At 42.8% G+C, this 20898-nt stretch carries 19 protein-coding genes; 11 read left to right on the top strand and 8 right to left on the bottom strand.

All coding sequences use genetic code 11. The features are described 5' to 3' along the window. Positions 1–31: 31 nt before the first annotated feature. The gene (locus ACWPVL_RS10235) at positions 32–1480 is read right to left on the bottom strand and encodes an alpha-amylase (protein ID WP_454388730.1); all 1449 of its coding nucleotides are present in this window, start codon (positions 1478–1480) and stop codon (positions 32–34) included. Positions 1481–1659: 179 nt separating this feature from the next. Between ACWPVL_RS10235 and ACWPVL_RS10240 the strand changes: the two genes are divergently transcribed. The 4 genes from ACWPVL_RS10240 (at position 1660) to ACWPVL_RS10255 (ending at position 8926) form a co-directional block, all read left to right on the top strand. Continuing rightward, positions 1660–4704, top strand: a complete 3045-nt coding sequence (locus tag ACWPVL_RS10240) for a CocE/NonD family hydrolase (RefSeq protein WP_454388732.1) — start codon at positions 1660–1662, stop codon at positions 4702–4704. A gap of 124 nt (positions 4705–4828) precedes the next feature. After that, complete coding sequence (locus ACWPVL_RS10245) at positions 4829–6442, top strand: M20/M25/M40 family metallo-hydrolase (protein WP_454388734.1); 1614 nt, start codon at positions 4829–4831, stop codon at positions 6440–6442. 110 nt (positions 6443–6552) lie between these two features. After that, a complete protein-coding gene (locus tag ACWPVL_RS10250; protein ID WP_045497015.1) occupies positions 6553–7296 on the top strand; it encodes an ABC transporter ATP-binding protein in 744 nt (247 codons plus the stop codon). Then, entirely contained in the window at positions 7286–8926 is a 1641-nt protein-coding gene (locus tag ACWPVL_RS10255; RefSeq protein ID WP_454388736.1) for a hypothetical protein, read from the top strand. The genes ACWPVL_RS10250 and ACWPVL_RS10255 overlap by 11 nt, the downstream gene beginning before the upstream one ends. A 119-nt stretch (positions 8927–9045) precedes the next feature. Here ACWPVL_RS10255 and ACWPVL_RS10260 read toward each other — a convergent pair whose 3' ends face one another. The 3 genes from ACWPVL_RS10260 to ACWPVL_RS10270 form a co-directional block, all read right to left on the bottom strand. Then, positions 9046–9804: a CPBP family intramembrane glutamic endopeptidase gene (locus tag ACWPVL_RS10260; RefSeq protein WP_454388740.1), complete on the bottom strand. Its 759-nt coding sequence runs from the start codon at positions 9802–9804 to the stop codon at positions 9046–9048. Between the two features lie 191 nt (positions 9805–9995). Beyond that, a complete protein-coding gene (gene trhA / locus ACWPVL_RS10265) occupies positions 9996–10643 on the bottom strand; it encodes a PAQR family membrane homeostasis protein TrhA (RefSeq protein ID WP_062005232.1) in 648 nt (215 codons plus the stop codon). Beyond that, positions 10627–11088 (bottom strand): DUF1836 domain-containing protein, encoded by a 462-nt coding sequence (locus ACWPVL_RS10270; RefSeq protein WP_179856147.1) that lies wholly within the window; start codon positions 11086–11088, stop codon positions 10627–10629. The genes trhA and ACWPVL_RS10270 overlap by 17 nt, the downstream gene beginning before the upstream one ends. Positions 11089–11243: 155 nt before the next feature. Between ACWPVL_RS10270 and yaaA the strand changes: the two genes are divergently transcribed. Then, entirely contained in the window at positions 11244–11972 is a 729-nt protein-coding gene (gene yaaA, locus ACWPVL_RS10275; protein WP_454388743.1) for a peroxide stress protein YaaA, read from the top strand. A gap of 279 nt (positions 11973–12251) precedes the next feature. Here the strand turns inward: yaaA and ACWPVL_RS10280 are convergent, their stop codons facing one another. The 4 genes from ACWPVL_RS10280 to coaA all read right to left on the bottom strand — a co-directional run bounded on the left by ACWPVL_RS10280 (position 12252) and on the right by coaA (position 15095). Then, complete coding sequence (locus ACWPVL_RS10280; protein ID WP_125404504.1) at positions 12252–12980, bottom strand: TraX family protein; 729 nt, start codon at positions 12978–12980, stop codon at positions 12252–12254. 301 nt (positions 12981–13281) lie between these two features. After that, positions 13282–13800, bottom strand: a complete 519-nt coding sequence (locus ACWPVL_RS10285) for a DNA topology modulation protein (RefSeq protein ID WP_454388745.1) — start codon at positions 13798–13800, stop codon at positions 13282–13284. Between the two features lie 67 nt (positions 13801–13867). Next, positions 13868–14104 (bottom strand): 30S ribosomal protein S20, encoded by a 237-nt coding sequence (gene rpsT, locus ACWPVL_RS10290; RefSeq protein ID WP_001274000.1) that lies wholly within the window; start codon positions 14102–14104, stop codon positions 13868–13870. Between the two features lie 70 nt (positions 14105–14174). Beyond that, the gene (coaA, locus tag ACWPVL_RS10295) at positions 14175–15095 is read right to left on the bottom strand and encodes a type I pantothenate kinase (protein ID WP_454388747.1); all 921 of its coding nucleotides are present in this window, start codon (positions 15093–15095) and stop codon (positions 14175–14177) included. 93 nt (positions 15096–15188) lie between these two features. Between coaA and ACWPVL_RS10300 the strand changes: the two genes are divergently transcribed. The 6 genes from ACWPVL_RS10300 to ACWPVL_RS10325 all read left to right on the top strand — a co-directional run bounded on the left by ACWPVL_RS10300 (position 15189) and on the right by ACWPVL_RS10325 (position 20890). Next, on the top strand, positions 15189–15776 hold the full coding sequence (locus tag ACWPVL_RS10300) for a class I SAM-dependent methyltransferase (protein ID WP_454388749.1): 588 nt from the start codon (positions 15189–15191) through the stop codon (positions 15774–15776). A 2-nt stretch (positions 15777–15778) separates the two neighbouring features. Beyond that, complete coding sequence (locus tag ACWPVL_RS10305) at positions 15779–17056, top strand: pyrimidine-nucleoside phosphorylase (RefSeq protein ID WP_454388751.1); 1278 nt, start codon at positions 15779–15781, stop codon at positions 17054–17056. 17 nt (positions 17057–17073) lie between these two features. Further along, the gene (gene deoC, locus ACWPVL_RS10310) at positions 17074–17736 is read left to right on the top strand and encodes a deoxyribose-phosphate aldolase (protein ID WP_454388753.1); all 663 of its coding nucleotides are present in this window, start codon (positions 17074–17076) and stop codon (positions 17734–17736) included. Next, positions 17723–18112, top strand: coding sequence for a cytidine deaminase (locus ACWPVL_RS10315; protein ID WP_005590143.1), 390 nt, complete (start codon positions 17723–17725; stop codon positions 18110–18112). The genes deoC and ACWPVL_RS10315 overlap by 14 nt, the downstream gene beginning before the upstream one ends. Positions 18113–18183: 71 nt before the next feature. Then, positions 18184–19239 (top strand): BMP family lipoprotein, encoded by a 1056-nt coding sequence (locus ACWPVL_RS10320; RefSeq protein ID WP_005590144.1) that lies wholly within the window; start codon positions 18184–18186, stop codon positions 19237–19239. A 136-nt stretch (positions 19240–19375) separates the two neighbouring features. Beyond that, positions 19376–20890, top strand: coding sequence for an ABC transporter ATP-binding protein (locus ACWPVL_RS10325; protein ID WP_045497051.1), 1515 nt, complete (start codon positions 19376–19378; stop codon positions 20888–20890). Positions 20891–20898: the final 8 nt, after the last annotated feature.

A 20898-nucleotide genomic window follows, 5' to 3' on the forward strand; every position in this document is an offset into this window, starting at 1 on the left:
AAAGATTCCCTCTCCTTTTTGAATATACAGATTATTCGACACTCCAGACACTGACTGACTTTTCCTCCACTGGAAATTCTCCCCAGCCTTCTTGGTCAATGGTCACGATTTGAGAGCTCTTGCCCAGATAATCGCTGAATTCTCTACCAGCCCATTCTGGCCCGACCAGCATACGTTTGCTGCTGGCTTGATCATTGCTGACAATAACAGCGATTGGCTGACCATCGTCCTTGCCTTGGCGAGTCCATCCGATACAGTTGCTATCGTCAAAGTAGTCAGTCTGCTCACCGTAAGCTAGGTTGAGACGAATATCCAAGAGCTTGTCCAGTACGTCTTGGAAGCTCTCTTGGGCAAACTCCCCACTAATACCATAGTAGTCGCCGTAAAAGACGCAAGGCAGTCCCTCCTCTCGAAGTAGGATAAGAGCATAGGCTGCTGGCTTGAACCATTCTTCGACAGTGGACTCCAGAGCTTGTCCTCGCTGGGTGTCGTGATTGTCCACGAAGGTCACGGCTGATTCAGGATGATTTTTGACAAGAGTCTGATCAAAAATCGTCCGTAGGTCAAAGTCTGCCCCAGCTATGCTAGCGTCAAAGAAATTATGGTGGAGCTTGACGTCAACAAGATCAAAGCGGTATTCGATATTTTTTAGATAGTCGTTATTAGCCGTCTCATCGCTGTTCCAAAATTCTCCAAAAACATAGAAATCCTCACCGTATTTTGCAGTTATATCGCGGATAAAATTTCTCATAAAGAAGGAGTCAATGTGCTTGACAGCATCTAAACGAAATCCTTGAACGCCTGTTGTTTCGATAAACCAGTAAACCCAGTCGTAGAGGTTTTGAATAACCTCTGGATGCTTGAAGTCAATATCAGCATACATGAGGTAGTCATAGTTGCCGTTTTCATTGTCCACAAGCTCATCATCCGCCCAGCCTTTATTGTCTCCTTGGATAAGGAAAATGCCTGACTTGTTGTTTTTGGCGTCATAGTCCGTACCGGTAAAATGGTACCAATGCCATTCAAAGTCATTGTAGGTTTTATTGCGGCCTGGGAAAGTAAAATGCATCCACGCTTCTATTTCAAATGGCTTTGAGATTTCTATGTTTCGGTCGTTGGGATCCACTTCAACGACAGTAAAACGCTCCTTGTAGTCCGCAGCTGCCTTGTGATTGAGGACTACGTCAGCCATGGGTTCAATGCCATTGGCTTTGAGAGTTTGGATAGCTTTTAGGTAGTCTTCCTTAAAACCATATTTGGTGCGGACGGTTCCTTTTTGGTCAAACTCACCTAAGTCGAAGAGATCATAAACTCCATAGCCGACATCATTTGAGCCTGTTGCTTTGAAAGCTGGTGGCATCCAAACCTTGCGGATGCCTTTTGATGCTAGACGAGGAGCATCCTCCGCCAAGCGATTCCAATGTTGGCCATCATTTGGTAAGTACCATTCAAAATATTGCATTAATGTTTGATTTTCCATACGAGATACCTCACATTCTTGGGATGGGTCTATTTTACCAAAAGAAGAATGATGATACAAACGTTTATACAAGTTAATTTTATATTTTTTGATGATAAGCCAAAACTAGCATTGAATTTAAAACGCTTACATAGTATAATGGACAAGTAATAAACTTTATAAAAAGAAAGGGGTTCTTTATGAAAAAGAGAGGACTAGTGAGGTTACTCTTATCAGTCTCGTTATTTGCACCTTTGGCCCTAGGCCGGGTTGTTCAAGCCGATGAGGCGAGTCAGGCGAATGTCGAAAGCAAGGAAATTCTTCAAACAGAAGCTGTCGCAAAGCCGTCTGAACCGGTGTCTTCAGTCCAGCAACCAGCAGTTTTAGAGGTTGAAAGCAAGGAATCGTCGGCTACTGAAAGACCAGAAAAGCAAGAAGAGGAATCGGTCACTGCTGAAAAATCAGTTGTGGACTCTGAAAAGTCTGCTTCATCATTGGAGTCGCCACCTTTAGCTTTGGCTCAAGATGCTAGCTTAGTGCCTTCTGCTGTGCCTGCTACTGCCAAAGGCCAAGACCTGTCTGCTTATACGGGGAGCCTTTCAAATCCAGCCTTGGCTGATAAGGAATTGACCCTACAAGAAGCAGTCGATGAGCTACTGAAATGGGCAGCCGTCAATGAATCTCAGCTAGGCACCAGTGCTCAAGATAGGGTGAATCTAGCCAAGAGCATGGGAATGATTGACAAAGAGGCTGATTTGACAGCCAGTGTACAGGGAAGCAATCTGAAGACTATGTATGCAGTTGCCAAGCGCCTGCATGATGCCTATCGTGCTGAAAAGAAAGCACCGCTCTTTTTGAATGGTCGGGCACAGCCAATTTTCCCATACAGCAGTGGGGCTAAGGAAGATAAGGACTATTCGTATGAGAAAAGCGACATCGTCCGTTTTCCTGTCTATGTTGAGACGGATCATGATACGGATGGAGACGGAAAGCGTGACCTCGTCAAGGCTATCGTACAACTTCCGAAAGCAGTAGCTCAAGGTGATTTTAAGGCTTCGACGATTTTAGAAGCCCGTCCTTACGTCGCGGGGACTTTGGATGAAAACTATGTAACCTTAGAAAGCCTCAATCTGCCGACAAACGGTTCTTATGATATGAAGAGTTTGCACAATAAGCCCGCTAAGCGCCAACCGGTTTCTAGCATGAGCAGTATTGATGCGGCAAAGAAGGCCAAAGCGTCAGATTGGTACTATTATAGCCCTTATGAAGGGATTTATGATTACGAGAATTTGAACTGGTATGATTACTTCCTAGTGCGCGGCTATGCCTTTGTTTCCAGTGCTGGTCTGGGTACTAAGGGTTCAGAAGGCTTCAATACAACTGGATCTGATTTGGAAGTAGAAGCCTTTAAAAATATTGTTGAATGGGTCAATGGTAAACGGACAGCCTACACAGACAGAACTAGCAATATTGAAATCAAGGCTGACTGGGCCAATGGCAAAGTCGGCATGACTGGCCTATCTTGGGCCGGTACGACAACTTTCGGTGTGGCAACAACGGGTGTAGAAGGCCTTAGAACCATCGTTCCAGCCGCAGGAATTGCTAGCTGGTATGATTATTTCAATAGTCAAGGAACAGCTTACAGCAATCCGCCATACAGTGATCTGTCTTGGCTGTCACTCTACGTTTCTACTCGGATGCTCGACCAAGACGATTGGGCCTCAATCTGGAACAAGTATGCTGACTACATCAATCAGCTAAACAAGGACCAAAAAGCTCACGGTCGCAATTATAGCCAAGTTTGGCGGGAACGCGATTATACCCTAAATTCAGGAAAGATAAAGACTAGCGCCCTGCTGGTACATGGCTTAAATGATGACAACGTCAAAACAAAACAGTTCGAGCTTATGTATGATGTCTTGAAAAAAGCGGGACAAAATGTAAAACTCTATCTCCACCAAGGAGACCATGTCCATCCTGCAGCTATCTCTCGAGGTTATGGTATCAAGGCCAACAATCAAGATTTCTACGACTTGCTCAATATTTGGTTCTCTCATTATCTTTACGATGTCAAGAACGATGTTAGCAAGCTTCCTGCTGTCTTGGCACAAAATAACTACGATCCAAATAAATGGACGAGCTATGATAATTGGCAAAGCACCAATCGTTTGATTTTGACAGCTAAGTCCAAACGTCTCGAAGAGACCATCTCCAGTGACTATGCGGCTGCTGGGATTGACACTGGCAAGCGAGATGAGGCAGTCAGTCAAGCTTCTTCTAAGGCCAACATGACCTTTATGACAGAAGTCAAAGAAGACACAACTATCAAAGGTCATATCCCAGTTCACTTCAAGGCAGCTTTAGCTAAGGGCAGTGGCAGAAATCTGCAGGTCAATGCGCTCTTGGTAGATGTATCAGACGAAGAGTTTGATGTTGTTGGAAATGGTGCTGCTAGTGATGACAGCAAGGCTGGTGACTTCTGGATGGGCAGCAATCTCAGCAATCTGGATGTTAAAAACTTTGCGACAACCAAAACCAAATACAAGGTCATTGCTAAGGGCTGGCTAAACTTAGCCAATCCAGAATCAGGCTATACACCGTCTAGTTCAGAAAAGAGCATTAAGCCAAAAGTCGGCCAATTCCATGATTATACCATGTATTTGCAGCCGAATCTTTACACGGTGAAAAAAGGCCACAAGCTGGCTCTGGTCTTCAATACTTATGACCCTAGCGACCTGACAATTAAGCGTCAGTATGAGGTGACTTTCAAGACGGATTCTATTAGTGCGCTAGTACCAACTGTGGAAGCGAGTCGTTCTCAAAAAGCTGATTATGTAGCAAGTGCCCTTGATACGGAATATGCTAACTTACCTGAAATTCTTGGGGAAAAACTAGTTGCACCAGAAATCAGAGAAGTCCCAGAATATATCTTTGATAGACAGGAGCCACAAGAAGAAGCTCCGTCAGTCAATTCGAGGGTTGGACGTAAAGAAGAGCAGCAAGGAACGACTGACCATGTGCAGCAATTAGGCAGTCAGAAAGTGGTGCCTCAGGTGCAACAATTGGCTAGTCAACCAGAAGCGTCTCAAGTGGAGCAGGCAGTTGTTCTACAAGCTCAACAAGCCGCAGCTTCCTTGCCAAAAACTGGTAGCCATTCAGAAAAAGGAATGTTCTATCTAGGCTTGGTGCTTTTTGTCAGCACATTCGGCATGTCTGGCCTCGTTAAGAAATATTCTCGTCGTTAGTCATTACAAGAAAAAAGCAGCCAAACATTCCTGACTAGGTAAAGATTGGCTGCTTTTGCCTTATCGTCTTTCAGCTGGCCTTGGCTTACAAGTCAGCAATGCCAGCAATATAGAGGTAGAAAGAATGAAACAGTATATTCAAGATATTTTTGATCAAAGTATGGCGATTGAAAGTTTTACCCATACTAGTTCTGAGCGGAAGATTGAAGCCTTTCTTCAGGAACGGATAGGGGAGATTCCTTATTTTCAGGAGCATCCAGAACAGTTTGGCTGCTATCAGATTCCAAATGATTTTTATAACCGCAGTGTCAACTGGGCTCTGGTCAAGCGAGATACAGCTGACACCGTGATTCTTTTTCATCATCATGATACGGTGGACATTGAGGACTTTGGCAGTCTCAAAGACTGGGCTTTTGATAATCAGTCCCTGAAAGAAAAATTACCCTCCATTTCTTCAGATTCAGATCTTTTAGCGGATATTGCGTCGGACAAGTGGCGGTTCGGTCGGGGCTCTTGCGACATGAAAGCGGCTCTGGCCTTGCAGCTGGGAGTGGTGGAAAGATACAGTCAGATACAGTCTGGCCAGGTCAATTTGCTCTATCTGTCGGTCGGAGATGAGGAATCCTATTCCCAAGGCATGCGGGCAGCAACAGCCTTGCTTGCTGAATTGAAGGAGCGTTTCCAGCTTCATTACCTTCTGGCGGTGGATTCTGAGCCTTTTGAGAGCCAGTCAGCGGAGGAAAAGGTACTTCATGTAGGAACAGTCGGCAAGTTGATGCCAGTTGTCGTGACTCAGGGTATCCTTTCTCACATGAAAGAGCCACTCAAGGGGATCAATGCGCTATCCTTGCTGGCCAAGGTTGCTGAAAAAATTGACCTCAATCCGGCTCTATCCGACATGGCCTACGGCGAACGCTCGCCTCTGCCATCATGGTCTTATCTGCGCGATTTGAAGGAAAATTACGATGTGTCAACTGTACTGCGTGCAGCAGGCTATTTCAGCGTCCTTTATTTAGAAAAGAGTCCAAGTGAATTGCTAGCGGCCATAAAGAATCTCAGTCAGGAAGCAGTGGAGGACTTTTATCAAAACTATTGTCAGCTTCAGAAAGTCTATCAAGAAAGCAAGCTTGTACCGAAACCGCGCGTGCTGACCTATCAGGAATTACTGCAAGAATGCCAAGAAAAAGTCGATTTTGAAGACACTTTGCAGCAAATTTATGAGGAAGCGCAACAAGCCTTGCAAGAGGGTGCCTCCTATCAAGAAATCAGCATTCAAAATATCCAGAAAGTTTTAGATTTTTATGACCGTAAGGAAGCTTTGGTTGTCTTAGCGATCGCGCCGCCTTACTATCCATCCATGAATTGTCGCCGTCTGTCAGATAGTCCGATTAGGATTGACAAGGTCGTTCAACTTTATCGAGATTATCTGGACAAGGAAGCTGGTTGTCAGCTCCAAGTGGACGAATTTTTCATGGGAATTTGTGACCTTAGTTACTGTGCCTTAGAGAAGCCTGCCGCTGAATACCAAGACCTGATTGCCAGTATGCCTGTACCTGAGAATCTCTATCATCTGGATTTCCCAGAAATTGCGGCCAATCATATCCCCGGCATCAATCTCGGTCCATGGGGCAAGGACTTGCATCAGCTGACTGAGCGTGTCTATGAGCAGGATATGCTAGAAACCATTCCCAATTTCTTGCTCTATCTGCTGGAGAATGCTCAATCTTTCAAGGTTTAAAGGATGGTTCTTCCTTGTTTTAAAGCAAAATCCGAACTTTTTCGCTAGTTTCTAGACAAATGACTTTTAGGATAGTATAATAACCTCAAAACATAGCAAAGGAGATTCTCATGATTGAATTTAGAGATGTTACAAAAGACTATGATGGCAAGCTGGCGCTTAACCATCTGAATCTGACCTTGGAAAGCGGTGAGATTGTCGGTCTGATCGGTCACAATGGAGCGGGTAAGTCAACGACCATTAAATCCCTGGTCAGCGTCATCAATCCGACGCAGGGACAAATTTTTGTGGACGGCAAAGAGCTATCCAGTAATCGTCTAGAAATCAAGAAAAAAATCGGCTATGTAGCTGATTCTCCTGATCTTTTCTTGCGCCTGACAGCCAATGAATTCTGGGAGCTAGTGGCGACTTCCTACGATATGACTACGGCAGAAGTAGAGGCTCGTTTGGGTGAACTGCTGGCTATTTTTGACTTTGCTAGCCATCGTTATGAAGTAATTGAGTCGTTTTCACATGGTATGCGGCAGAAGGTCTTTGTCATTGGTGCCCTTTTGTCCGATCCAGATATCTGGGTCTTGGATGAGCCCTTGACGGGCTTGGATCCTCAGGCAGCTTTTGATCTCAAGCAGATGATGCGTGAGCATGCTAACAAGGGAAATACAGTTCTGTTTTCAACCCACGTGTTAGAAGTGGCTGAGCAGCTATGCGACAAGATTGCCATTCTCAAAAAAGGAGAGCTGATATTCTACGGAACGGTTGAAGACTTGAAAGCCCAGCATCCAGACCAGTCCCTCGAAACCATCTATCTAGGTCTGGCTGGCCGAAGAGAAGAGGTGAGTTCAGATGCGCCTTAAAGCGATTAAAAAATTAGTTGATATCAATATTCTCTATGCTATCCAAGCTTCGCAGTTGCAGCAATACCGCAAGAAGCAGGAAAAAAATCCAGAGGTAAAAGTCAATGTCTCCCTGCAGGCTATTCGAATGTACTTGATTTTGGGGTTGGTCTACCTGTTCTTCTTTGGTATCATGAGTGCCTTCAATCACATGGTAGGAAATCCGGGCCTCTTTGCCAATATGGTCTCCGTATTTGCTATATTTTCCATGTCACAGGGCTTCTTGGTTTTCTATAATGTCTTTTATGAAAGCAAGGATTTGCAGTCCTATCGGCCCTATGCCTTTAGTGAATCAGAAATCATTGTCGGAAAGAGCATCTCTGTTGTCCTGACTCTCTTGATTGCGATTCTGCCCATGTATAGCTATTTCATCGTGCTAGGTCTTCAAGGCGGAAATCCTTTAGTCGGTCTGCCTATGGCCTTGATTTCGATTGTCATTTTAAGCTCGGTTATAACCTTTATCATTTTGATTTTGGTGCACTTTATCACCAAGACAGCTTTCTTTAGAAAGTATAAGACTATTCTATCCAATGTGATTCTAGGGCTGGTTTCCCTTGGTTCGGTAGGACTCTATATCTTTATCAATCAAATGAACAGTCGTAGTATCGCCAATAATACAATAGCCACACCTTATTTCCCGCCCGTTGTAGCCTTTTACGACTTTATCATCAATCCTTTTAGCTTGTCTGCAATTTTAGGAATTCTAGCTTGGCTTGCCGTGGCGGCTCTGCTCTTCTTGGTGGTTAAGTTCAAGGTCATACCAGAATTTTATGAAGCAGCCTTGATGACAGGAGCAGCAAGTGGAAAACGTGAGCGAGTGCACGATATCAATATGGACGAGGCCAAGAATTTTAAGAAGTTCGTCTGGCGCTATCACATTCGGCTGCTGAGTGAAGGTTCGGTCATCTTGCAGGCTCTCTTTATGTCGGCACTGATTCCTTACATTATCATTTTTAGTATGGCCATGGGGGCAGTCAAAGCAGATCTAGATGTTAGCCCGTTCTTGATTCCGCGATTTTTACTTCCGCTTAGCTTCCTATCTATGTTTATCGCTACCCTCAATTCGGGTGGGAATAATCTGACCTCTATAGGTTTATCCTTGGAGCGGGAAAATTTTGATTATCTGAAGGTTTTGCCCTTTGAGCTCAAAAAATACGTTCGTCTCAAATTTTGGTATCTCTTTGCTATTCAGTCCATTCTACCAGTGATTCTTCTTTTGGTGACTAGTCTTATCTTTCATGTTCATTTGGTGACGTTTCTCGTTATGCTGCTGGTTTGGTTTATGGCCAGTCTAGCTTGGAGTGCTTGGGGCTATCATCGGGATTATAAGCATCTGGTGACCAACTGGTCCAATGTCAACGAGCTGATGAGTCGAGATAACAGTATGGGTAAGACCCTATTGGCACTAGCCTTTACCATTGGAGTGATGATCGTGATTGGCGTTCTCTATGCGATTTCATACTTCCTGACTCTCGCAGTTCTCTATCTCCTTTCAGTTCTGCTGATTTTGATTTGTGGACTTGTTTCTTATCTGATCTATCGCTATTATATGAAAAAACTTGATAGCGAAATTGCTAGTTTCAATTGCTAATTGACCATAATAAAAAGCTTAGCAGCGAGGTTACTTGATACCTTGTTTCTAAGCTTTTTAGTTGCGATTTATTTTATAGTTTTCCGATATAAACTGTATGTCAGCTGATTTTTATCCTTTTAAGAACGCCAGTTAATCAAGACATACATTAAGCTGGAGCCAAACATATCCGCCAAGGCGTGCATGAGAAAGAAAGGCAGGAGGTTCTTGACCTTGTACTTGTAAAGAAAATAGTAGAAGAGACCATAGACCACTCCGATAACCAAGGCCCAGAGCATTCCTTGATAAGTATGGAAAGAAATCCGAATGATGGTAGAGTAGGCCAGTGCCCACCACTTATGCTTATCCTTGACCGAGGTCATAAGACCCAGAAAGAAGAATTCTTCATAGAAGCCATTGAACAGTCCGTAGAGTATGGCCATAGGTGTCAGATCAGCAAATTTCCGGAAGATTTCTAGCAAATCTATATAGGACCAGAGAGTTGGATCAAAGTAATTATACTCGCCGCTTAGTGTCGTCACAATGTCACCAAAGAACCCTACCACTACAAAAATAAGAGGAGTCCAGAGGAGAACCGACCAGCTCAGACGGATGGGAAGCTGCTTAAAGTCAAAGCGCCGAAACAATAGGTAAAGAATGGTCAAGACCAGCATCAGGAGCTGAAGATTGAAATTGCTTGAGAATGCTGCGCCTTCGCTAGCTGTATTGCTGACTGTTTCAGTTGCTGCTGTCGTCGCTGTTGTTGCAAAGCTAGCTAGATAAAGTTCGGTTGATGTGTAGATGAACTGACCAAACATGAGCAGAGTAATCACAAGAATATCGAACCATTTCAGTTCTTTCAGAGGCTGTGATGGGCGGATTTTTGATAAAATAGTCATTCATTTCCCTTCCATAACTGGCAGATTTAAATGCCAGAGATCATCTTTTCTATCTTTATCTTAGCAGAGAAAGCTTAAATTTATATTATTTTCAAAGTTGCTGCGTTTGAGAGGTCTTAGTGTAGATCTGCTGTAGGCTTGGTTGAAGAGCTGCATTATGCTATAGAAAAAAACTGCTTTGAAAAGCAGTTTTACATGAAATAGACAATTGCTAGGTATTGGAGAGCAGAAGCGGCTAGGATGAAGAGGTGCCAAATCATGTGGAAGTAGGGCTTCTTTTTGGCATAAAAACCAGCGCCGACTGTGTAGCAAAGACCGCCTGCTAGCATGAGTCCCCAAAACACTGGTCCAGTTTGTCCGATAATTTGCGGGATGATAAAGATAACCAGCCAACCCATAATTAGATAGAGGGCCAGACTAAATTTCTCATTGACCTTTTTGGCAAAGATTTTGTAGAGAATGCCAAAGATGGTCGTGCCCCACTGAATCGCGATAATCAGATAGCCCCGCCAGTCATTCATGAGTGAAAGGACGACTGGCGTATAGCTGCCCGCGATAGCGATATAAATCATGGAGTGGTCAATAATCCGTAGGATGTATTTGTGGGTAGAGCCATAGGACATAGAGTGGTAAATGGTAGAAGAGAGAAACATGAGGAAAAGGCTTATGACAAAGATAGAAGTGCCAACAGCAGAAACCATGCCATGCTCTTCATAGCTGTAAACAGCAGAAATCGGAAGGAGAATCAGCATCAAAACAGCTCCGACGGCATGGGTAACAGCATTGGCAATTTCCTCTCCAAAAGAGAGTTGTTTACTGAGTTTAAGCGCGTAGTTCATCGTTATCGGCCTCCTTTTCGGGTACTTGGATAAAAGCAAGGGTCTGCTGGTAGAGTTTTAAGGTCTGACAAGCACTGGCAATGATCGGAGTCACTTCAAGCTTCCGTCCGTTCATATAATCCACAAAATCATTGTAGAGCTCTTCAGACTGGGTCTCAGCATTGAGCATATCTAAAGTAGCAGCAATATCTTGAATAGAAAAAACAGTTTTCAAGCTTGTAATGGCAATCAAGCGGGCAACTTGCTGCCGATTGTATTTTTTCTTTAGAGGTTTTTCAAGGTAGGCATGCTTGACATAATTATTGATCATGGATGCCGTCAAGCCTTTGTCGGATGCAGTAAAAGCTGGCGTACAGACCTTGTTGACGTAGAGCAGGACTTGGTCCAGATACAGGTCAAGAACAGGTAATTCATCCCATCTCGGGAACAGATTTTTCGTTTCCAAATTTCAAACTTTCTAATATCTAGTTTCGATAACTAGATAATATCATTTTTGAAAATTAAAGTCAAGAATAAATCCAATTAGTCCAAAATTTGCTATAATCATGAGTAAGGAAAACAGGAAAATGGACTCTGAATCCAAGATGAGAAAGGGAAAATATGAAGATTTTAATTCCGACTGCTAAAGAAATGAATGAAGAACAGAGCTCGCTGGGTCGCTCCCAGTTGACGCCCAAAAGCAAAATCATAATAGAAGAGTTATTACAATTTTCAGCCAAGGAGCTGGAAAAATTATACAAAATCAGTCCGCAGATGGCTGAAATAGAATACCAGCGAATTGAAAATCTGAGCAAGAATGAAGCGGAGACTTATCCAGCCTTGCACTTATTTGACGGGCTCATGTATCGCAATATCAAGCGAAAAGATTGGACACAAGAGGAAAGCTCCTACATTCAAGAGCATTTGCTGTTAACTTCTAGTCTATATGGGGTCATTCCTGCCCTGAGTCCGATTGCCCCTCATCGGTTGGATTTTTTGGTGGGGCTAAAGCCCAATGGTCAAACGCTGAAAAAATTTTGGCGGGAAGAGTATACAAAAGCAGTAGCGGACGAAGATATGCTGCTTTCTCTCTTGTCCAGTGAATTTGAGGATGTTTTTGAAAAATCGATCAGAGAGAAGATGCTTCGTTTTAAATTTTTAGAAGAAAAGGCTGGCAAACTCAAAAGTCATTCTACTATTTCTAAAAAGGCGCGTGGGCAATTTTTGACTGCTTTGATGGAAACCCAAGTCGATCATCTTGACCAAATCAAAGAGCTCTCTTTTGCAGGTTTTGCCTATCGAGCGGATCTTTCAGATGATAAAGAATTGGTTTTTGTAAAAGAAGAATAAGAAAAGGAGGCTGGGACAAAAGTCTGGCTTCAAATATAAAAAGCGAACAAAACTAGTTTTCTGGTAATCAGAATTCTACTTTGTTCGCTTTTCGCATTTAATTATAGATTTGAAGGGCTTAATAATTAAGATTTTTAAAAATTGAAATATTTTTGTCCCAAACTCTTTTTTGTAGCAAAGAGACTATTGTCCCAGACTCTTTTACTCTATTATTTAGACTTACCAAAAGAAAAATTAACTTAACAGGTATTCTACTGCAACTTTTAATACATTCATTAACTACATTAGAAATAAGAGAAAGGCAATTCGAAACAGAGACAGGGCGAGCAAATGAAGGGGATAAAACCAGTAAAATACTTTTCCAATATTTGCCCCTTTTTGACCGTTGTAGAAAGAGGTCACGAGGAGAAACAGAAGACAGGTGGCAGCCAGATCAGCCAGACCATCATAGGAGAAATTGAAGGCCAAAATTAGGATTTGCACACTGTTCAGTACCAAGACACCGCCAATTTTTCGGAAGATTGGGTCTTTAATCTTTGCAAAGGCATAGATACCAAAAACTCCTCCCGTCAGTCCGCCGTCAGCGATAATGGACAGAGTAAAACAGAGTAGAATAATTAGAACTTTTCTCCAGGTTGCTGTTTGCTGATCACTGTAATAAAGAGCACAGAGCCCCAAAAAGAGAGTAACAACCGTATTTTGCATGATAAAGCCAAGACCAGTAACCCAGCCCATCAGAGAGAAAGGGATGATACTGATAAGAGCCAGCAGCCCTAATCGTCTCATGTACTTGCTCACATCATGACTGTGCCGATAGCCTTCTGCAATACAAAAGGCAAAGACTGGAAAAGCCAGGCGGCCTATTATGTGCATACTATTGGCCAGCCAGTTAGGAGAGAGAATATTCATATTGGTAGCCAGTGGAAAAGATACCCAGGCGATATGGTCAATCAGCATTGCAAGCATAGCAAGCAGTTTCAAACTGCTATTGTCAATCATTTTTTTCATAGGATACTCCTTTTTCCTTTCCTATGATACAAGAAAGAGTTTCTTCTTTCCATTTCTTTAGCTTACATTTCTCTCATTTTTCTTACAATTTTGTAAGTTGGAATTTCACCTTTTTACCTCATCGATGAATACTTCTGATTTTTCTTGACAAATAAGACTGAACGAGGCTGGGACAAAAAGATTTTGATTTTAGTGATTCTTTATTATAAATTTTTAAAATTGATAGATTAGACAAAAAAGTGAACAAGACAGAATTCTGAGTGTCAGATAACTCCGTTTTGTTCGCTTTTTATATTTAAGGTTAGACTTTTGTCCCAGATTCTTTTACATAGTCTGATAATTGCTTTTGATTCTGCAATTCGATAAATTTCTCAGGATAGGTCTGACGAACCTTTTGATAGAGATTTTTAGTCTCTCTTGTCCTGCCATCCCAAAGGATCCAGCGGATGAATTCCCAATCCAGTCTTTCAGTACAGCCAGAAGCCATACTCTCTCGTACCTGATTTCGGTATTTGAGGTAGCGTTTGAAGGCGCGATAGAGGCAGTTCCAGCGAGAAAAGTTCATAAAGATAATCTGATCAGCCTGAGCCATCCTTTCCTCAAAGCAGGCGAAGGAGTAGTTGCCATCGATGACCCAGGATTGTTCTCGCTTGAGGAAATCCGCTAAATCAGCCTTGACTTGGTCTTGACTACGAGTCTGCCAGCCTTCTTCAAACCGAATCGTGTCCAGATGAAGCACAGGAATATGGTGAAAGTGGCCTAACTGCTGGGCTAAGGTTGACTTGCCAGAGCCGGAGTAGCCGATGATAGCAATCTTCATATACATTCTCCTAATTACAGTGAGCAACAAAAAAAGCTCCGTGGAGCTCCTTTGTATGCGCGATGCATTATTTAGCAAGTTTAGCTGAAAGACGTGCTTTATCGCGGCTTGCTTTGTTTTTGTGGATCAAACCTTTAGTTTCTGCTTTATCGATAGCTGAGCTAGCAGCACGGAAAAGTTCTTCAGACGGGTTTGCTTCAAATGCTTTGATTGCAGTACGCATAGCTGATTTTTGAGCTGAGTTTTTTTCGTTTTGTTTAACGTTCAATTCAGCGCGTTTGATAGCTGACTTAATGTTTGCCAAGTTATTCACCTCCATTGAAAATACTAACTATCTAATTATATATGAAAAGTTGTGATTTGACAAGCCTAAATTATTTTTTTAGATAGATTTCGTCAATTTCATGATTTTTAGCCTTGTGCAAAATCACTTCAGCCCTGTTACGTGTTGGCTCAATATAGTCTAATAGGTTCACCAGATTGATTGTTTCCCAGATATTATGGGCCAGCGCCATGACTTCTTCTTCAGGCTGGGTCGTAAAGCGATGGTAGTAGTTATTCGTGTCGTGCTTGGCTAGTGCCAGTAATTTTTTAAAACGATCCAGATACCAAGACTCGATATTTTCGACTTCGGCATCTACATAGATGGAGAAGTCGAAAAAGTCAGTCATATAAAGGCGTTCGTTTTGCGGATTTTGGAAGACGTTGATGCCTTCTACGATGACAAAGTCAGCTGCCTTAATTTCCTGTTTTTCATTTGGGACAATATCATAGATTTCGTGCGAGTAAACAGGAATTTTATAGTTTTGACCATTTTTGATGCGGTCTAAGAAATCCAGTAAAAGTTCCATATTATAGCTTTCAGGGAAACCCTTGCGATTTAAAATGCCTGATTCAATCAAGGTTTGGTTAGGATAGAGGAAGCCATCGGTCGTCACCAATTCAACGGTTGCATTTGTGAAAGTTCGTGATAGAAGGATTTGCAGCAGACGACTAATGGTTGATTTTCCAACGGCAACACTACCAGAAACTCCGATAATAAAAGGTTGTCTTTTACTTTCTTTTTGCAGAAAAATACCTTTTGAAAAGGCGAGATCCTCTTTGGAACGTTTGTAAATTTGAATGAGATTGGTCAGAGGCAGATAGACATCCGTTACATCCTGCAGGCTGATTTTGTCATTGAAACTCTTGATAGAATTGAGTTCGGACTCAGTGAGCGGTGGATTTTTCTTTCGATGCAGATTCTGCCAAGTTTGGCGGCTGATTTTTTCAAAATGAAGAAATTCGTTTGTCATAAGTTACTCCTATATGATGGATTTTAGTATAACATACTTTTGGAGAAATGAAAACGATTTACAAATCTAGAAAATTTATGATAAAATGGTTTTATGACTAAAATGTATTTTGCAGAAAATCCGGATGCCAAACATGACATTCATGAATTAAAAGTGGAACTATTAGGACAACAGATGACCTTTTTAACGGATGCTGGTGTCTTTAGCAAAAAAATGATCGATTACGGCAGTCGAGTGTTGTTGTCTGCCTTGGAATTTAATAAAAAAGAAACGCTGCTGGATGTCGGCTGCGGTTATGGAACGCTGGGCTTGACTCTGGCTAAAGCGCAAGAGCTGGAAGTCACTCTCGTGGATATCAATCAGCGGGCGCTCGATTTGGCTAGAAAAAACGCGGATGCGAACCAAGTATCTGCAGATATTTTCCAGTCCAATGTTTACGAACATGTGACCGGACAATTCCATCATATTATCAGCAATCCACCGATTCGGGCCGGTAAGCAGGTGGTGCATGAAGTTATTTCAGGTAGCTATGCTCACTTGCTAGCGGATGGGGATTTGACGATTGTTATCCAAAAGAAACAAGGAGCTCCCAGCGCTAAAACCAAGATGGAAGAAGTGTTTGGCAACTGCGAGACTCTCAAGAAGGACAAAGGCTATTATATCCTAAGGAGTGTGAAATAAAGATGCGGGCAGTTGATATTATTCAAAAGAAACGAGATGGACTAGAGTTGTCCAGTCAAGAGATTGAATGGCTGATTGAGGGGTATGTAGCTGGAACAGTACCAGATTACCAGATGTCGGCCTTTGCTATGGCTGTTTACTTTAAAGGAATGACTACTCGGGAAATTTCTGATTTGACCATGGCCATGGTGGGGACAGGCCAGCAGTTTGATCTGTCAGCTATTTCAGGGATTAAGGTCGACAAGCATTCGACTGGTGGAGTGGGAGATAAGGTTACCTTAATCTTGGCTCCTCTAGTAGCTAGCTTTGGCGTGCCCGTTGCCAAGATGAGCGGACGAGGCTTGGGGCATACGGGTGGTACCATAGACAAGCTCGAGTCTGTCAAGGGCTACCAGGTAGAGCGCAGTCAGGAAGATTTCATCAAGCAGGTTCAGGAGATTGGTGTATCCGTCATCGGTCAGTCAGACCAGCTAGTTAAGGCAGACAAGCTTCTCTATGCTCTACGTGATGTGACCGCTACAGTTGATACGATTCCTTTGATTGCCAGTTCGGTTATGAGCAAGAAAATCGCCGCTGGTGCAGACAGCATCTTACTGGATGTAACCGTCGGTGAAGGTGCCTTTATGAAAAATCTAGAGGATGCCCGTGTCCTAGCCCGTACCATGGTAGACTTGGGTAAGGCTGTCGGACGTAGAACAGTTGCAGTCATTACGGATATGAGTCAGCCTTTAGGTACTAGCATTGGCAATCGTTTGGAAATCCTAGAAGCGCTGGAAATCCTTCAAGGACAAGGACGCGAAGATATTACGGAGTTTATCTGCGAGCTCGCTCGGATTATGCTTGATTTGGCGAATGTTGAGAAGTCAGTCTCTGAAATTAGAGAGCATCTGATAAATGGAGCGGCTTTGAAAAAATTTGAAGAGATGATTGCGGCTCAAGGTGGAGATCTAGAGGACTTGTATCGACCATCCCAAGCGGCTTATGTGGCTGAAGTGAGAGCAGAGCAATCTGGCTTTATCACAGAGCTTCCAGCTATGGAATTTGGCTTGTTTGCGATGAGATTAGGAGCAGGCCGAGCAGTCAAATCTGATAAACTAGATTATGAAACTGGAATCGTGTTTGAAAAGAAGGTTGGCGAAACAGTCGAAATTGGGGAAATTGTCGCAAAAATTTACGCAAATGAAAAAATTTCTCAAGAACTAGTTACAGAATTCCAAAAAAATGTTAGAATAGGTAGTGAAAGCGTTGCAGTAAGCGAGATTGTCGAAGTGATCGCTTAATTTTAGGAGAATCAAACATGAAATTAAACAAATACATTGACCATACGCTTTTGAAACCTGATGCGAGTCAGGAGCAGATTGAAACCTTAATTGAGGAAGCAAAGAAATACGACTTTGCGAGCGTCTGTGTCAATCCAACTTGGGTGAGTTTTGCTGCGCAAGCATTGAAAGGGACAGATGTTAAAGTTTGTACGGTCATTGGTTTTCCTCTGGGAGCGAATACTCCGGAGCTCAAGGCTTTTGAAACGAGTGATGCCATCCAAAACGGAGCGGATGAAGTCGACATGGTCATCAATATTGGCGCTTTAAAGTCTCGAAATTTTGACTTAGTTGAAAGAGACATTCGAGCTGTTGTGGAAGCTGCCAAAGGAACTTTAGTTAAGGTTATTATTGAAACCTGCCTCTTGACAGATGATGAGAAAGTGAAAGCTTGTCAAATTGCTCAGAAAGCTGGTGCGGATTTTGTCAAGACATCCACTGGTTTCTCAACTGGTGGTGCAACCGTTGCAGATGTAGCTTTGATGCGTAAGACAGTTGGGCCAGATATGGGAGTCAAGGCTTCCGGTGGTGCCCGTTCTTACGAAGATGCACTTGCCTTTATCAAAGCTGGTGCGACTCGCATTGGAGCATCCTCTGGTGTAGCGATTATGGAGGGAGACGTGGCTAATGGCGACTACTAATTTGATTGATTTAGTTGTAGAAACCACGAAGAATGCCTATGTTCCATACTCTCATTTCCCTGTCGGAGCTGTTTTAGTAGCTAAAAATGGTCAAGTTTTCACAGGTGTCAATATCGAAAATGCTAGTTTCGGCTTGACCAATTGTGCAGAGCGAACAGCCATTTTTAAAGCTGTTTCTGAAGGCTTTTTAGACTTTGAGGAATTAATTGTTTATGGAGAAACGGAAAAACCGATCTCTCCGTGTGGTGCCTGCCGCCAAGTAATGGCAGAGTTTTTTAATCAGGATTTACCAGTGACCTTGGTCGCTAAAGATAAATCGACGGTCGTGATGACGGTCAAGGAGTTACTTCCATACTCTTTTACAGACTTAACTTGAGTCTGTTGCTGGTCAATTGACCAAAATTAAACTTGCAACTAAGTTGCACATCTTATATAGGAGGTTCAGAAATGAACAAGAAACAATGGCTAGGTCTTGGTCTAGTGTCTGTCGCAGCAATCGGACTTGCTGCATGTGGGAATCGTGCGTCTAAATCAGATAGCTCTAACGCTAAAACTGATTTAAAAGCTGCTATCGTAACCGATACAGGTGGTGTTGATGATAAGTCATTTAACCAATCTGCATGGGAAGGTTTGCAAGCTTGGGGGAAAGAAAATGGCCTTTCAAAAGATAACGGCTATACTTACTTCCAATCAACAGACGAGTCACAATACGCGAACAACCTAAACCAAGCTGCTACGGATGGTTACAACTTAGTATTTGGTATCGGTTTTGCCCTTCGTGATGCCGTTGAATCTGCTGCTAAAGATAATTCAAGTATTAACTACGTTATTATTGACGATGTGATTGAAGGTCAAAAGAATGTTGCTTCAGCAGTCTTTGCAGATAATGAAGCAGCTTACCTTGCTGGTGTTGCAGCTGCAAAAACGACTAAGACAAAACAAGTTGGTTTCATTGGTGGTATAGAAGGAACTGTTATCACACGTTTTGAAAAAGGTTTCGAAGCTGGTGTGAAATCAGTTGATCCATCTATCAAGATTAAAGTGGACTATGCTGGCTCATTCGGCGATGCAGCTAAAGGTAAAACAATTGCTGCTGCTCACTATGCTGGTGGTGCGGATGTTGTTTACCAAGTAGCTGGTGGTACTGGTGCTGGAGTATTTAACGAAGCTAAGTCAATCAACGAAACAAGAAATGAAAATGAAAAAGTTTGGGTTCTTGGTGTTGACCGTGACCAAACTGAAGAAGGTAAATACAAATCTAAAGATGGTAAAGAGTCTAACTTTGTTTTGGCATCAAGCTTGAAACAAGTTGGTAAGACTGTCCAAGACATTGCTAACCAAACAGCTAAAGGTAAATTCCCAGGTGGTAAAACTACAACCTTTGGTTTGAAAGACGGTGGTGTTGATTTGACAACAACCAACCTTTCTGAAGATGCTAAAAAAGCTGTTGAAGAAGCGAAAGCTAAAATCCTTGACGGTAGCATCACAGTTCCTGATAAATAATTGAATGTTGAGCGATCCGACCTACTAGGGTCGCTCATTTTTAAATTCTGACGCCTTTGCATCGATTAAGCCTACTAGGATAGGAGTCCGAGGAGGTTATATCGATATAAAATGAAATTCTGGAAAGGAAAGAGCCATGACACATGAAAATGTCATTGAAATGCGAGAAATTACCAAGATTTTTGGTGAATTTGTGGCCAATGATAAAATCAATTTGGAACTCCGAAAAGGTGAAATTCACGCTCTTTTAGGAGAAAATGGTGCCGGGAAGTCAACCTTGATGAATATGTTGGCCGGCCTACTTGAGCCGACTAGTGGTGAGATTGTAGTAAACGGAAAGCCAGTTAAGCTGGACTCTCCATCAAAGGCGGCCTCACTTGGTATCGGGATGGTGCATCAGCACTTTATGCTTGTGGAAGCCTTCACTGTTGCTGAAAATATTATTCTTGGAAGTGAGATTACAAAAAATGGTATCTTAGACTTGAAACGCGCTACGCAAGAAATTAAGCGTTTGTCTAAGAAATATGGTTTGTCGGTCGATCCATCTGCCAAGATTGAAGACATTTCCGTAGGAGCACAACAACGGGTTGAAATTCTGAAGACCCTTTACCGTGGTGCAGATATCCTCATCTTTGACGAACCAACAGCTGTTTTGACACCATCTGAGATTGATGAATTGATGAAAATCATGAAAAACTTAGTCAAGGAAGGTAAGTCTATCATTCTTATTACCCATAAGTTGGATGAGATTCGTGCAGTTTCTGACCGAGTGACCGTTATTCGTCGAGGAAAATCGATCGAAACAGTTGAAATTGCTGGTGCAACCAACCAAGACTTGGCAGAAATGATGGTGGGACGGGCTGTTTCCTTCAAGACTGAGAAGAAACCTTCTAATCCGCAAGAGACGGTTCTTTCAATCAAGAATCTTGTCGTCGAAGAAAATCGCGGCGTTCCAGCTGTTAAGGGACTTTCACTGGATGTTCGTGCTGGTGAGATTGTTGGGATTGCTGGTATTGACGGAAATGGTCAGACTGAGTTGATTCAAGCTATTACAGGACTTAGAAAAGCAAGCTCGGGTGAAATTTTGATCAAGAACCAGTCCGTGATTGGTAAGAAACCACGCCAGATTACTGAAATGAAGGTCAGCCACGTACCTGAAGATCGCCATCGCGATGGTTTGGTGCTGCAGATGTCCATTTCTGAAAATATTGCTTTGCAGACTTACTACAAGGAGCCGCTCAGCAAAAACGGCATCTTGAATTACAACAATATCTACTCTTACGCGTGCAATCTGATGAAAGAGTTTGATGTGCGGGCAGCTAGCGAGTATGTACCTGCTTCAGCCCTCTCAGGAGGAAACCAGCAGAAGGCTATCATTGCTCGGGAAGTGGATCGTGATCCAGACTTGTTGATTGTCAGTCAGCCAACCCGCGGTCTTGATGTCGGAGCGATTGAATATATCCATAAACGCTTGATTGAGGAGCGTACTCAGGGCAAGGCAGTTCTTGTTGTCAGCTTTGAGCTAGATGAAATACTCAATCTTTCTGACAGAATCGCCGTTATCCATGATGGCAAGATTCAAGGAATTGTGACACCAGAGAAGACCAATAAGCAAGAACTTGGTATTCTCATGGCTGGTGGTAAGATTTAGAAGGGAGA

This window comes from Streptococcus sp. Marseille-Q8145 (assembly GCF_965112035.1).